Source organism: Rhodococcus sp. AH-ZY2 (assembly GCF_030916465.1).
Classification (GTDB): domain Bacteria; phylum Actinomycetota; class Actinomycetes; order Mycobacteriales; family Mycobacteriaceae; genus Rhodococcus; species Rhodococcus ruber.
In genome coordinates, this window is sequence record NZ_CP126458.1 from 1,855,509 (window position 1) to 1,869,339 (window position 13,831).

Consider the following 13,831-nt stretch of genomic DNA (forward strand, 5'->3'; position numbering starts at 1 on the left):
GGACAGTCGGGCCATGACCACATCGACTTCCTCGCCCCGCCCGCTGCGACTCACCGATCCGGGTGAACTGATCGCCGCCGTGCCGGCCATGCTCGGCTTCCTTCCCGCGCGGTCGCTGATCGTGCTGAGTCTCGCGTCCGACGCGGGTGGCGGACGCGACGGCGCCCGGTCCGCGGCCGTCGGCGCCGTCATGCGCCACGACCTGATGCTGCCTCCCGGCGAGGACGATCCGGTACCGGCCGCGATGCGTGACGTCTTCGAGCGGTTCGGTGCGCTCTGCGACCGGGAGGGCGCCGACGCCGTGCTCGTCGTCCTCGTCGACGACCGCCTCGACCATCCGGACGCCCCCGCCGTCGCCGCAGCCTGCCGCTTGCTCGACGACTTCGCCGTCCGTCTCGATCGTCACGGGATCCGCATCGCCGGCGCCCACGCCGTCTCCGAAGTCGCCTGTGGCAAGACATGGTTCGCGCTCGTCGGCGGCGTGCACGGGACGGTGCCGGACCCGCAGGCCTCACCCGTCGCCGCCGCTCGGGTCTTCGAGGGCGGAGCCATCCGACGGTCGCGCGCCGAACTCGCCGACCTGCTGGCCCCCGTGCCGATGCCCGGACGGCTGCAGGTCGCCGACCACATCGACGAGGCGATCGACACCCGCGACCTCGCCTACGAACTCGCCGTCCGTGCCGGCGGCCGCGAGCGCGCCGACCGTCAGGAACTCGAGGCCGTCCTGAGTCACATCGCCCGGCACGGCGACGGCGCCGAACTGCTCGCCCCCGAACTCGCCGAACTCGCAGTCCTGCTGTCGAACTCGACCGTGCGGGACGCGGTGATGGCCCTCGCGACGGGTGCCGAGTCCGACACTGCCGAACGATTGTGGATCGCGCTCACCCGGCGTCTCCCGGACCCGGAACGAGCCGAGGCCGCCGCTCTCGTCGGCTACAGCGCATACGTACGTGGCGACGGGCCGCTCGCCGGGGTCGCTTTGGGTGTCGCACTCGAATCGAATCCGCGGCACCGGCTGGCCGACCTTCTCGACCAGGCCCTGCAGGCCGGGTTGCGGCCGCACACCGTGCGCGGTCTCGCCGACACCGGCTACGAGATCGCCGCGCGGCTCGGGGTGCGAATGCCCCCGCCGGAGCCGGCGGCGTGACCTCGGCCGCTCAGCGCCGTGCCGCGTGCGACCGGTCGCCGAGCCCCTGCAGGTAGGCCCACGCGTCGGTGACGATCTCGTCGAGGCTCGTGTGCTGCGGCTTCCAGCCCAGTTCCTCGACGGCGCGGCGGCTCGAGGCGATCAGCACGGCCGGGTCCCCGGCACGCCGGGCGGCGTCGACGACCGTGATAGGCAGCCCCGTCACCCGGCGACACGCCTCGATGACCTCCCGGACGGTGAAACCCTCACCGCTGCCGAGGTTGTAGACGGCGTGTTCGCCGGGACGGGCGGACTCCAGTGCCAGAAGATGGGCGTCGGCGAGGTCCTTGACATGGATGTAGTCCCGCACCGCCGTACCGTCCTTGGTCGGCCAGTCGGTGCCGAACACCGAGATGTGCTCGCGCTGGCCGAGGGCCACCTGCAGCACGAGCGGAATCAGGTGGGTCTCGACCACGCGGTTCTCCCCGGCGCCGTGGTACGCACCCGCGACGTTGAAGTAACGCAGGCTCGTCGCGGCCAGCCCGTAGGCCCGCGTGTAGGACGAGATCGCATGGTCGATGGCGAGTTTCGTGGCGCCGTACGGGTTGGTGGGACGGGCGGGGGCGTCCTCGGTGATCGGGACCTGCTCCGGTTCGCCGTACGTCGCCGCCGTCGACGAGAACACCAGCCGCGGAGTTCCCGATCGCCGGATCGCGTCGAGCAGGGCGAGGGTCGCGACGACGTTGCCGTGCCAGTACTTGTCCGGCTGTTCGACGGACTCGCCGACCAGCGACTGCGCCGCGAAATGCAGCACACCGTCGAATCGGGGCCGAGCGCCGTCGCCGAGCACCGTCGCGGCGGCGGTGGCGATGTCGCCCTCGACGAACTCCGCGCCGGCCGGCACGGCGTCGGCGTTGCCGGTGGACAGATCGTCGAGGACCACCACCTCGTGTCCCTGCTCGAGCAGCACCGTGCTGCAGACGCTGCCCACATACCCGGCGCCGCCGGTCACCAGAAGCCTCACGCTGTGCGCCCCTTCTTCGCCGGCCCGCGCAGGGCCGGCGAACGGGCCTGCCTCAGACCTGCTTCACCTGCACCGCGTGGGCCATTTCGTCGGAAAGTTCGAAGCCGTCGTGGCCGGGCACGTTGATGACCACCGACCCAGGCTTCGTCTCGACTGTAACGCGTGCGTCGGGCACGATCCCCGCCTCCCGCAGCCGGCCGATCACCTCGTGATCGGACTGCACGTATTCGGCGAGCCGTCGCACGACCACGGCGGTCGGCTTACCCGGCGGAATCTCGGTGAGCCGGACCAGCGGCTCGTCCGCCGCCACCGGCCGGTCCAGGCCGAGCTGGTCCAGTCCGGGGATGGGGTTGCCGTACGGCGACGTCGTGGGGTTGTGCAGCACCTCGACGAGGCGGCGCTCGACCTCCTCGCTCATCACGTGTTCCCAGCGGCAGGCCTCGGCGTGCACGTTCTCCCAGTCGAGGCCGATCACGTCCACGAGCAGCCGCTCGGCGAGCCGATGCTTGCGCATGACCGACACCGCCAGATCGCGGCCCTTCTCGGTCAGCTCGAGGTGCCGGTCGCCCGCCACCCGCAGCAGCCCGTCCCGCTCCATCCGGGCGACGGTCTGACTCACAGTCGGGCCGCTCTGCTCCAGGCGTTCGGCGATGCGCGCACGCAGCGGCACGACGCCCTCTTCCTCCAAGTCGTAGATCGTCCGGAGGTACATCTCCGTGGTATCGACCAGGTCCTTCACTCTCACACCCCTTCGTCTGCGGCCGATTCTAACCGGGCGAAACCCCCGGCGGGTGAACCCCGAGCGGCCCCGCCCGGCGCGGCGGGCGGTGGGCACGCCGAGGTCTTCGGGCACTCGCGTCACCCGGAGCGGCGCAGTAGCTTTGTGGCCATGACCACGACCTCCGCCGCGACGGGCGATCCGACACATCCGAGCGGCGACCGAGTGGTGGTGTGGAGTCCGGACTACCTCGACTACCGGTGGGGTCCGTCCCACCCGATGAACCCCACCCGGCTCGATCTCACGATGGCGTTGTCCCGGGGTCTCGGCCTGCTCGAGGGGGTGGAGACCCTGCGCCCGCCGGCCGCGACCGACGCCGATCTGCTGCGCATCCACACCCCCGCCTACGTCGAGGCCGTCAAGCACGCCGGCAACCTGCCTCCCGGCTCGACCGCCGGACCGGAGGCCCCGCACGGTCTCGGCACCGAGGACAACCCGATCTTCCCGCGCATGCACGAGGCGAGCGCCGTCCTCGCGGGCGGCACCCTCGCGGCCGCGCGCGAGATCGCGGCCGGCCGCACCCGGCGGGCGGTGAGCATCGGCGGCGGGATGCACCACGCGATGGCCGACTGGGCCGCCGGATTCTGCGTCTACAACGACGCCGCCATCGCGATCTCGTGGCTCCTCGACAACGGCTTCGACCGGATCGCCTACCTCGATGTCGACGCCCACCACGGCGACGGAGTGCAGCACGCGTTCCTCGGCGATCCCCGGGTGCTCACCGTCTCCGTCCACCAGCACCCCGCGACGCTGTGGCCGAACACCGGCTGGTCCAGCGAGATCGGTACCGGTGCCGCCGAGGGCACCGCGGTCAACCTGCCGGTCCTGCCCGGCACCGTCGACGCCCTGTGGCTGCGCGCGTTCCACGCCGTCGTCCCCGCGGCGGTCGCCGCGTTCCGGCCGCAGATCATCATCAGCCAGTGCGGCGCCGACAGCCACCGGGAGGATCCGCTGGCCGACCTCTCGTTGACCGTCGACGGTCAACGCGCGGCGTACCTGGCGATGCGTGAACTCGCGGACCGGCACTGCGAGGGCCGGTGGCTCGCCGTCGGAGGGGGTGGCTACGGGCTGGTGCGGGTGGTACCGCGATCGTGGACCCACCTGATCGCCGCCGTGCTCGACCGCGAGATCGACCCCGCTACGCCGATTCCCGGCGAATGGCGGGAGCGGGTCGCTGCGATGGCACCGGGGGTCGATCTGCCGACCGTGATGGGGGAGGGCGGCGACGTGGCGTATCTGCCGTGGGACGGTCCCGGCGGCACCCCCGAGACCGGCGTCGCCTCGTTCGATCGTGCCCTCAGCCGAGTCGACTCGGCCATCGTCGCCACCCGTCGGGCCTGCTTCCCGCTGCTCGGCCTGGACCCGGAGGACCCGCGTGACTGAATCCGAGAGCACAGCATCCGAGGGCACAGCATCCGAGGGCACAGCATCCGAGGGCACGCCTCACGGCCCCGCGGGACAGACGCCCGACGGCGACGCACCCGCCGGCACGCAGGCCGACGCCGCAGCGCGCGCCCAGGCGGAGAAGGACGCCGCCCGGGATCGGGCACTCGCCGTCGCGCGGAACTACCCCAAGCACTGGGTGGCGGACGTCCTGGCCTCCGACGGGAAGGCCGTGCACCTGCGGCCCATCGTCCCCGAGGACGCGGACCTGCTCGTGGATTTCCACAGCAAACTCTCGGAGCGCACCCGCTACCTTCGCTACTTCGGTCCCTACCCGACGATGTCGAAACGGGACCTGTTCAACTTCACCGTGGTCGACCACCACCGCCGCGTCGCCTTCGTGGCCCTGCTCGGCGGGGAGATCATCGCGGTCGGCCGCTACGAGGGACTGCCCGAGGGCGACGGCCTGTCCGCCGAGGTCGCCTTCACCGTCGCCGACGCGCATCAGGGCCGCGGTCTCGGCCCCATCCTGCTCGAGCACCTGGCAGGCGCCGCCGCCGAGAACGGCATCCACACCTTCGTCGCGGAGGTACTCGCCGAGAACCGCAACATGGTCACGGTGTTCCGCGAGGCCGGATACCAGGTCAGCCGTAGTTTCGAGGGCGGCGTGGTGCGGCTCGAATTCGCCATCGACCCCACCGAGGCGCTGGTGTCGGTACGCAATGCCCGCGAACGGGCCGCCGAGGCGCGGAGCGTCCGCAACCTGCTCAGCCCGGGCAGCGCCGCCGTCATCGGCGCGTCCACCGACAGTCGCAAGGTGGGTAACGCGGTCCTGGTCAACATGCTGCGCAGCGGCTTCACCGGCCCGGTCTATCCGGTCAACGCCGAGCACCGCTCGGTGCGCGGCGTGCGGGCCTATCCGACCGTCCGCGACATCCCCGACGACATCGACCTCGCGATCGCGGCGGTCCCGGCCGAGGCCATCGACGCGGTGCTCGACGACTGCCTCGCCAAGGGCGTCAAGGCGCTGCTCGTCGTGTCGTCCGGCTTCGGCGAGACCGGACCGGAAGGCCGGGCCGCGGAACGCCGCCTCGCGCACGCGGCACGGGCACACGGCATGCGGCTGATCGGTCCGAACGCCCTCGGTGTCGCCAACAACGACCCCGAGGTCCGTCTCAACGCCACCCTCGCGCCCGTGCTGCCCGCGGCCGGCAACGTCGGCTTCTTCTGCCAGTCCGGCGCGCTGGGCATCGCGATCCTCGACGAGGCCGCCAAGACCGGCGTCGGCCTGTCCTCGTTCGTCTCCGCCGGCAACCGCGCCGACCTGTCGGGCAACGACCTGCTGCAGTACTGGGACACCGATCCGGCCACCGAGGTGGTGCTGCTGTACCTCGAGAGCTTCGGCAATCCGCGCAAGTTCTCGCGCATCGCCCGGCGCGTGGCTCGCAGCAAGCCGATCGTCGCCGTCAAGAGCGGTCGGCACGCCGTGCCCCCCGTCCTGGCCGCCCGGACGGGGGAAATGGACGACACCATCGTGCGGGACCTGTTCGAGCAGGCCGGGGTCGTGCAGGTGGGTTCGATCTCCCAGTTGTTCGATTCGGCCCTGTTGTTCGGCTATCAGCCGCTGCCGGCCGGCCCGCGCGTCGCGGTGGTGGGCAACTCCACGGCGCTGGGTGTGCTCGCCGTCGACGCCGCCCGGAGTGAGAGCCTGCACGTCGGCGAACCCGTCGATCTGGGGGCCGCGGCGTCCCCACAGCAGTTCGCGGCGGCCGTCACCCACGCACTCGAATCCACCGATGTCGACGCGGTGATCGCAGTGTTCGTACCGCCGGTCGCCGTGACGGTCGAGCCGTACGCGCAGGCCCTGCGCGACGCCGTTGCCGGCACCGACAAGCCGGTGCTCACGACGTTCCTCGCCACCGAGGGCCTGCCCGACGTCCTCGCGGTGCGCGGACCCGACGGTCACCCCACCCGAGGTTCGGTGCCCTCGTATCCGGGTCCCGAGCGGGCGGCCCTCGCGCTGGCCCGGGCATGGCGGTATGCCAAGTGGCGCAGCCGTCCCGCCTCCCAGGTCGTCCGCCCGGCGGGCATCGACGCAGAGAAGGCCCGCACCCTCGTCGAGGGGTGGCTCGCGACGTCGCCGGAGGGGCGCTGGCTCTCGGACACCGAGGCCGCACTCCTGCTCGCGTGCTACGGCGTGCACATCGCGGAGTTCCGGGCGGTGACCACTGCCGAGGAAGCCGTCGCCGCCGCGGAGGAGATCGGGTTTCCCGTCGCGGTGAAGGCCACCGGCGCCCACTGGCGGCACCGGCCGGACCTGAGCGGTGTGCGGCTGGATCTGCTCGGACCCGAGGCGGTGCGGATCGCGTACCGAGACCTCGCCGCGGTCTCGGGGGAGCCGTTGCTGCACGTGCAGAAGATGGCCACCAAGGGCATCGGATGCGTCGTGCAGGTCCAGGACGACCCGTCGTTCGGGTCGCTGATCTCGTTCGGTCTGGCCGGAGTCATCTCCGACCTGCTCGGCGACCGCGCCTTCCGGGTCCTGCCGGTCACCGAGGACGAGGCCGTCGAGCTGATCGACGCCCCCAAGGCGGCGCCACTGCTGTCCGGCTACCGCAACACCGAACCGGTCAGCAAGGCGGCACTCGTCGACCTGGTCCAGCGCATCTCCGCCCTTGCCGACGACCTACCGGAGGTACGGGAGATCGCGTGCGAACCGGTCCTCGCGTCCCCCACCGGCGCCGAGCTCACCGACGCGCACCTGCGGATCGGTCCCGAGCCGCACCCACTCGACCTCGGCCCGCGCCGGCTGCGTTGAACGGACCACGGCGGTCCGGCCGGCTCTGCCAGACGGACCACGCCGGTCCCGCCGGCTGCGCTGGACCGGCCACAGAGACAAAGATCCCCGAGAACCCAGCCCGGTTCTCGGGGATCGTCCGGCCGACTGCCCGGTCAGCTGGCGTAGGCGCGCAGACGTTCGGCGCGGTCGCCCTCGCGGAGCTTGCCCATCACCTCGCGTTCGATCTGGCGGACTCGCTCACGGGAGAGGCCGAAGAGCTTGCCGATCTGGTCGAGGGTGCGCGGCTGGCCGTCGTCGAGGCCGTAACGCAGACGGATCACCTGCTGCTCGCGCTCGTCCAGGGTGGCCAGGACGCTGCGCACGTCGCTGTGCAACAGCCCGGCGATCACCGCGTTCTCCGCGGACGTTGCCTCGGCATCCTCGATGAAGTCGCCGAGCGGGGCCTCCTCGTCGTTGCCGACCGGCATGTCCAGGCTCACCGGGTCGCGGCTGTGGTCCAGCAGGTCACCGATCTTCTCGACCGGGATGCCGGACTCCGCGGACAGTTCGTCGTCGGTGGCCTCCCGGCCGAGCTGCTGGTGCAGTTCCCGCTTGATCCGGGCCAGCTTGTTGACCTGCTCGACGAGATGGACGGGGAGCCGGATCGTGCGGCTCTGGTCGGCCATACCGCGGGTGATGGCCTGACGGATCCACCAAGTGGCGTAGGTCGAGAACTTGAAGCCCTTGGCGTAGTCGAACTTCTCCATGGCGCGGATCAGTCCGAGGTTGCCCTCCTGGATCAGGTCCAGCAGCGGCATGCCACGGCCGGTGTAACGCTTGGCCAGGGACACGACCAGACGCAGGTTCGCCTCGAGCAGATGGCTGCGAGCGGCCTGTCCGTCGCGCACCAGGATCGCGAGGTCGCGCTTCTTCGCTGCGGTGAGCCGCTTCTTGGTCTCCAGCAGGTGCTGGGCGTACAGGCCGGCCTCGATCCGCTTGGCCAGTTCCACCTCGTCCGCAGCGCTCAGCAGGGCCGTGCGGCCGATCCCGTTCAGATAGACGCGGACCAGGTCTGCGGCCGGGCTCTGGCTGTCGAGGTCGGAATCGACGCGGGCGGTGGTATCGGGGCGTGCCATGACGTGCCTCCTCATCGGTGGTGTCTCGAAGCGTTCAACGCGCCAGGCCCCTGGGAAAGTTCCCGAGGTTCCATTGCCGGAACTGCTCTGACCTGCGCAAACGGCACGGAGGTCCTGAGAAGTTGCTGAGAACACACCACCGGGGGAACCGGCCGGTAACTTTCGGCCCGCCCGGAACGCCCTACCGGACCGGCTCGACGAGCCCGTGCCGCACGAGCGCCTGTACCAGAGCCACCGCCCGTTCGGTCAGCGCCTGTTCGTCCTCGCCGTGCGCGACGGCGAGCAGCGCAACCAGGTCCGCCAGCGGCAGGCCGTCGGCCCGCATCCCCGCCAGCAGCGCTGCCGCCGGCTCGTCCACCTCGTGCTGCCAGTTCGGGCCCCCGCCGCGGTGCACGCGCGTCACCACCTGCCGCCAGCCGTCCTCCCCGGGGAGGTACACCCGTTCGAGGGCGGTGTCGGGCCGGACGACGAACCGCGCCTCCAGGACGTCGTGGTCACGCAGCCAGGCCAGCCGGTCGAAGTACGCGACGGCCTCCGCCCCGAGCGGGTCCGTGAAGCCGTGCCGCAGGTCCTCGGCGAGGACGTCGCTCGGCGCGTCGGTGCGCCGCAGGTAGACGAATCCGAAGCCGATGCCCTCGACCCGGTGCCGCGCGAAGTGGTCGAGCCAGGCCTCGGCGCGTCCCGCCACCGCCGGATCCCGCGGGTCGGCGTCGCCGTCGCGCAGCCACGTGCCCACGTAGAGGGCGGGGTCGGCGACGTCGCGCTGCACGATCCACGCGTCGACGCCGTGGGCGGGCAGCCAGGACGCGATCCGGCGGCGCCAGTCCTCGCCTTCGAGGTGCACCCACGAAGCCAGTATCGCCGCGGTCCCGCCCGGGTTCAGGTGCTCGGCGGCGCGCGAGATCATCAGTTCGCTCGCGCCGTCGAGGTCCAGGCCCGAGTCCCGGTAGGTGTGCTCGACCCGTCCCGTACTCACCACGAACGGCGGGTTCGCGACGATCCGGTCGAAGCGACGGCCGGCCACCGGCTCGAACCACGACCCCTCGAGCAGTTCGATCTCGACCTCGTTGAGCGCGGCCGTGGCGGCGGCCAGAACCAGTGCCCGGGCATTGACGTCGGTGGCGGTGACAGTGTCGGCGAAATCGGTCGCGCGTACGGCCTGCACGCCGCAGCCGGTGCCCAGGTCCAGCACCGAGCCGACCGGATCGGTGGGCATGGCCTGCAGCAGCGACAGCGACGCGTGTCCGACGCCGAGCACATGATCCTCGCGGGCGCGCCGGGGACGCATCGCCCCGTCGAGGTCCGACAGCATCCAGCGCGTCCCGGTGCCGGCGTCGAGCGGTCGCAGATCCAGCGCTGCGCGCACACCATCGCCGTCGCGTTCGAGCAGCCCGGACGCGATCGCCGTCGCCACGTCGAGTGGTGCGAGCGCGTCGCCCACCTCGTCGGCGGGAAGCGTGTCGCACACGAGGAACAGGCGCACGAGGGTGCCGAGATCACCGCCGCCCGCCGCGGCCCGTCGCACCGGCACGGGTTCGCCGCGTCCCAGCGCGGCGTGCGCGTCGGGACCGAGCAGCTCGAGCATCGTGTCGGTGTCGAACCGTGCGCGAGTGAGTGCCGTGCGCAGCGCGGGACAGATCGAAAGCAGCAGGTCGCGGTCCATCCACGCATTGTGGCAGCACCCTGGTGCCGCGCCCCGGGCCGGGGAACCGGGTCAGCCCTCGATGATGCGCGGCTGTGGGCCCTCGAGCGCCGTGGTGTCGTCGGCGCGGCCGTCCCAACGGCTGGGCTCGTCCTTCGACCGCGGTGGGCGATCGTTGGCGATGAGCACCGCCACCCAGGGAAGGGGGACCGACAGAGCGAGGATGCCCACCGAGAGCCACGGATTGGCGAACGCCGCGTACGCGAGCGCAGCGAGGATCATGGCGGGGATGCGGAAGGACATGAGCGTCAGGTACTTGCGGACCCTCGCTCGGTGCTGCTCCTCCAGCGACGACGCCGCCTCGGTGATCAGAACCGGTTTCTCGGGTGACCCGTCGTCGTAGTCCCCATGGAAACCCGGAGTTCTCGACATCCTTCTACTGTCCCACTCGCGTCCACGGAATGCACATACACATCCGCACCCGGGGTGCGGCATCATGTAACGGTGAGCACCGACATCAAGGAACGGCCGGATACCACCACCGACGAAACCACCGACGACGACACTCCCAAGTTCTTCCACTACGTCAAGAAGGACAAGATCGCCGAGAGTGCGGTCATGGGTACCCATGTCGTCGCGCTGTGCGGCGAAGTCTTCCCGGTGACGCGCTCCCCGAAGCCGGGGTCACCGGTGTGCCCGGAATGCAAGAAGGTCTACGAGGGTCTGCGCAAGGGCGACTGATCGACCGTCTCGTCCGGGGCCGCCGGCGCGGGTTCGCCGACGATGCCCTCCGCTGCGCGTGGGTGCGGCGCGTCCACGGGGCACGACTCGGGTTCCCGCTGCCCCGGCCGCATGATGTCCGGTAGCCGGATCGGGATCGGTGCCGTCCCCAGCCGCCGGGTCAGGCCGGTCACCGCGGCCGGTGCGGGCGCTGCGGCCGCCCGCTCGGCGAGCCACCGGCGCATCTGTTCGATGCGGGTCTCGCGCGCCGGCCAGAACTCCTGCACCGTCGCGTTGAACTCGGCGCCCAGCACGACGGCGAAGCCGAGGAAGAAGGTGAACAGCAGGAACGCGATCGGGGTGGCGAGCGCTCCGTAGGTGTATCCGGTCCCGGAGACCCATCGCAGGTACCAGCGCAGCGCCGCGCTCGATGCCATGAAGAACGTGCCCGCCAGGATCGCACCACCCAGCAGGCGGTGCCACGGCAGGGACCTCGGCAACGCCACCTTGTACAGCGTCGTCAGGCCCACGAGCAGCAGCAGGCCCACCCCGGGGTAGTAGAAGGTGTCCAGCAACTGGGACCCGACGTCGTACCACGCCTCCGGCAGTGCCCGTCCGATCATGGTCGGCCCGAGCGCGACGAGCGGCAGCGTGAACACCGCCAGGACGAGGAACACCACGTACAGCAGCAGGGCGAAGAACCGCTGCCAGACGGGATGACGGTGGTCGTGCTGGTCGTGTGCCTCGTCGATGGAGTCGACGAACGTGGAGATCGCCGACGAACCCGCCCACAGCGACAGCAGGAATCCGAGGGACATCACGTCGGCGCGGCCCCGCAGCAGCACGTCCTGCACCGTGGGCCCGATGATGTCGTCGACCACGTTCTCGCTGAACATGGTGCGGGAGAACGTCACGATCTTGGACTGGATGATCTCCACCGTATCGGGTCCGAACCACCCGGCGACGTAGCCGAGACTGCCCAGCAGCCCCAGCAGCAGCGGGGGCAGCGACAGCGTCTGCCAGAAGGCGGCCGCCGCGGCCTTGCTGAAGATGGAGTCGTCCCATGCCTTGACCGCCGTCCGGGCGAGCACCTGCAGCCCGCGATGCACCGGCCGCCGCCGCGGGCGCGGTGCGGCGGTCGATCCGGCCGGAGGAGGTGTGTCGCTCATGGGTACTTCCAGCATTCCTGACGACACGCCGCAGTGCGCGGCGGCGGGCCGACGACACCGCGAATTCTGACATGATCGTCTCCTGTCGCCCGCGTCACGGCCGGCGGCTCGGATGCGGGCGGGGCCGGCGGACCGGGATAGGCTGCTCGACGGCCGTCGTCCGTCCGGCGACCGCACGGCGGTGTCCGTCCGCCCGACGGCGGGCCGCAGAGCGAGACCACCCGCACGACCGGAGAAGGAGCACGAGTAGCCGGTGAGCACCGAGACCGTCGGAACAGCGCCCTCCGCCCCGGCCGGACAGCTGCGCGCCTGGCAGCGCCGAGCCCTGACGAAGTACCTCGCGACGAGCCCGCGGGACTTTCTCGCCGTCGCGACCCCCGGCGCCGGTAAGACCACGTTCGCGCTTCGAGTCGCGGGCGAACTGCTGCGCGACCGCACCGTCGACCAGGTGACGGTCGTCGCCCCCACCGAGCATCTCAAGCACCAGTGGGCCGCTTCGGCCGCGCGCTCCGGCATCGCCCTGGACTCGAACTTCACCAACTCCACCGGCCAGACGTCGAGCGACTTCCACGGCGTCGTGGTGACCTACGCGCAGGTGGCCTCGCACCCGTTCAAACACCGCGTCCGCACCGAGGCCCGCCGCACCCTGGTGATCCTCGACGAGATCCACCACGGCGGCGACGCCAAGAGCTGGGGTGAGGGAATCCGGGAGGCGTTCGGCGACGCCACCCGCCGGCTCGCCCTGACCGGTACCCCGTTCCGCAGCGACGACAGCGCCATCCCGTTCGTGACATACGAACCGAACACCGACGGCTTCATGCAGTCCAGGGCCGACCATGCGTACGGCTACGCCGACGCCCTCGCGGACGGTGTCGTGCGTCCGGTGGTCTTCCTCGCCTACTCCGGCGAAGCCCGATGGCGCAACAACGCGGGGGAGGAGTACTCGGCACGACTCGGTGAGCCGCTCAGCGCCGAGCAGACCGCACGCGCGTGGCGGACCGCTCTCGATCCGGCCGGCGACTGGATCCCGGCCGTCCTCACCGCCGCCAACACGCGGCTCGAGCAACTGCGCCAGGGCGGGATGCCCGATGCGGGCGGACTGGTCATCGCCAGCGACCAGACGGTGGCCCGCGCGTACGCCAAGATCCTCGAGCAGCTCACCGGTGAGACGCCCGCCCTCGTCCTGTCCGACGACCCGACCGCGTCGCGGCGCATCTCGGAGTTCGACGCGAGCACGCAGCGCTGGATGGTGGCGGTGCGCATGGTGTCCGAAGGCGTCGACGTCCCTCGGCTCGCGGTGGGCGTGTACGCCACCAGCGCCTCGACGCCGCTGTTCTTCGCCCAGGCCATCGGCCGTTTCGTGCGGTCGCGACGCAAGGGCGAGACCGCGAGCGTGTTCCTGCCGTCCGTGCCGGTGCTTCTCGACCTGGCCAGCCAGCTCGAGGCGCAGCGGGACCACGTGCTCGGTAAGCCGCACCGCGTGAAGGAGGGCTTCGACGACGACCTGCTCGCCGACGCCAACCGGACCAAGGACGAACCGGGCGAGGAGGAGAAGGCGTTCACCGCGCTCGGCGCGGAGGCCGAACTCGACCAGGTGATCTACGACGGCTCCTCGTTCGGCACGGCGACGTTCTCCGGCAGCGAGGAAGAGGCCGACTACCTGGGTCTGCCCGGGCTGCTCGACGCCGAACAGATGCGGGCGCTGCTGCGTCGCCGGCAGCAGGAGCAGCTGGACAAGCCGACGCCGGTCCCCGCACCCGCTCCGCCGCCGCAGGTGGCCGAGCGGGTGGCGACCGCCGACTCGCTGGCCCGGCTGCGCAAGGAACTGAACTCGCTCGTCGCGATGCACCACCACCGGACCGGTAAGCCGCACGGGGTCATCCACGGGGAGTTGCGACGGCAGTGCGGGGGTCCGCCGACCGCGATCGCCACGGCCGAGCAACTCGGCGACCGCATCGCGCTGCTGCGCCAGTGGTGAACCCACTGCCGACGCACCCCCGAAACGGCGAAACGGGCGACCACCCGCGGTGGTCGCCCGTTTCGGCTCGGGTCTCGGAGTCGTCCGGCTCCGGAA

Annotated in this window: 11 protein-coding genes; 5 read left to right on the forward strand and 6 right to left on the reverse strand. The window is 71.3% G+C overall.

Annotated elements, in window-relative coordinates; all coding sequences use genetic code 11:
- The first annotated feature begins 13 nt into the window (after window positions 1-13).
- Window positions 14-1,147 (forward strand): DUF4192 domain-containing protein, encoded by a 1,134-nt coding sequence (locus QNA09_RS09680; RefSeq protein ID WP_040271114.1) that lies wholly within the window; start codon window positions 14-16, stop codon window positions 1,145-1,147.
- Window positions 1,148-1,157: 10 nt separating this feature from the next.
- Here the strand turns inward: QNA09_RS09680 and galE are convergent, their stop codons facing one another.
- Both galE and QNA09_RS09690 read right to left on the reverse strand, forming a co-directional pair.
- A complete protein-coding gene (gene galE, locus QNA09_RS09685; RefSeq protein WP_026137735.1) occupies window positions 1,158-2,150 on the reverse strand; it encodes a UDP-glucose 4-epimerase GalE in 993 nt (330 codons plus the stop codon).
- Between the two features lie 52 nt (window positions 2,151-2,202).
- Window positions 2,203-2,889 (reverse strand): metal-dependent transcriptional regulator, encoded by a 687-nt coding sequence (locus QNA09_RS09690; RefSeq protein ID WP_010592606.1) that lies wholly within the window; start codon window positions 2,887-2,889, stop codon window positions 2,203-2,205.
- 150 nt (window positions 2,890-3,039) lie between these two features.
- Here QNA09_RS09690 and QNA09_RS09695 point away from each other — a divergent pair, with 150 nt between their 5' ends.
- Together QNA09_RS09695 and QNA09_RS09700 are read left to right on the forward strand one after the other, a co-directional pair.
- Entirely contained in the window at window positions 3,040-4,311 is a 1,272-nt protein-coding gene (locus QNA09_RS09695) for an acetoin utilization protein AcuC (protein ID WP_010592605.1), read from the forward strand.
- Window positions 4,304-7,129, forward strand: a complete 2,826-nt coding sequence (locus tag QNA09_RS09700) for a bifunctional GNAT family N-acetyltransferase/acetate--CoA ligase family protein (protein ID WP_119699733.1) — start codon at window positions 4,304-4,306, stop codon at window positions 7,127-7,129. Before QNA09_RS09695 ends, QNA09_RS09700 begins: the two co-directional genes overlap by 8 nt.
- 134 nt (window positions 7,130-7,263) lie before the next feature.
- On the opposite strand, the gene QNA09_RS09705 is transcribed toward QNA09_RS09700, so the two are convergent.
- The 3 genes from QNA09_RS09705 to QNA09_RS09715 form a co-directional block, all read right to left on the reverse strand.
- Window positions 7,264-8,226: a sigma-70 family RNA polymerase sigma factor gene (locus QNA09_RS09705; protein ID WP_003935593.1), complete on the reverse strand. Its 963-nt coding sequence runs from the start codon at window positions 8,224-8,226 to the stop codon at window positions 7,264-7,266.
- A gap of 181 nt (window positions 8,227-8,407) precedes the next feature.
- Entirely contained in the window at window positions 8,408-9,889 is a 1,482-nt protein-coding gene (locus QNA09_RS09710) for a methyltransferase (protein WP_119699734.1), read from the reverse strand.
- A gap of 51 nt (window positions 9,890-9,940) precedes the next feature.
- Window positions 9,941-10,300, reverse strand: a complete 360-nt coding sequence (locus tag QNA09_RS09715) for a DUF3099 domain-containing protein (protein ID WP_003935591.1) — start codon at window positions 10,298-10,300, stop codon at window positions 9,941-9,943.
- 72 nt (window positions 10,301-10,372) lie between these two features.
- On the opposite strand from QNA09_RS09715, the gene QNA09_RS09720 reads away from it, so the two are divergent.
- A complete protein-coding gene (locus QNA09_RS09720) occupies window positions 10,373-10,609 on the forward strand; it encodes a DUF3039 domain-containing protein (protein WP_003935590.1) in 237 nt (78 codons plus the stop codon).
- Here QNA09_RS09720 and QNA09_RS09725 read toward each other — a convergent pair.
- Complete coding sequence (locus QNA09_RS09725; RefSeq protein WP_119699735.1) at window positions 10,582-11,757, reverse strand: YihY/virulence factor BrkB family protein; 1,176 nt, start codon at window positions 11,755-11,757, stop codon at window positions 10,582-10,584. The genes QNA09_RS09720 and QNA09_RS09725 overlap by 28 nt on opposite strands.
- A gap of 253 nt (window positions 11,758-12,010) precedes the next feature.
- Here QNA09_RS09725 and QNA09_RS09730 point away from each other — a divergent pair, with 253 nt between their 5' ends.
- Window positions 12,011-13,735 (forward strand): DEAD/DEAH box helicase, encoded by a 1,725-nt coding sequence (locus QNA09_RS09730; protein WP_010592600.1) that lies wholly within the window; start codon window positions 12,011-12,013, stop codon window positions 13,733-13,735.
- Window positions 13,736-13,831: the final 96 nt, after the last annotated feature.

What these genes read in the sequence shown, in the direction of transcription:
- QNA09_RS09680 (WP_040271114.1), top strand. Translation starts at nt 14, where the DNA reads ATGACCACATCGACTTCCTCGCCCCGCCCGCTGCGACTCACCGATCCG.
- QNA09_RS09695 (WP_010592605.1), top strand. Translation starts at nt 3,040, where the DNA reads ATGACCACGACCTCCGCCGCGACGGGCGATCCGACACATCCGAGCGGC.
- QNA09_RS09705 (WP_003935593.1), bottom strand. Translation starts at nt 8,226, where the DNA reads ATGGCACGCCCCGATACCACCGCCCGCGTCGATTCCGACCTCGACAGC.
- QNA09_RS09710 (WP_119699734.1), bottom strand. Translation starts at nt 9,889, where the DNA reads ATGGACCGCGACCTGCTGCTTTCGATCTGTCCCGCGCTGCGCACGGCA.
- QNA09_RS09715 (WP_003935591.1), bottom strand. Translation starts at nt 10,300, where the DNA reads ATGTCGAGAACTCCGGGTTTCCATGGGGACTACGACGACGGGTCACCC.
- QNA09_RS09725 (WP_119699735.1), bottom strand. Translation starts at nt 11,757, where the DNA reads ATGAGCGACACACCTCCTCCGGCCGGATCGACCGCCGCACCGCGCCCG.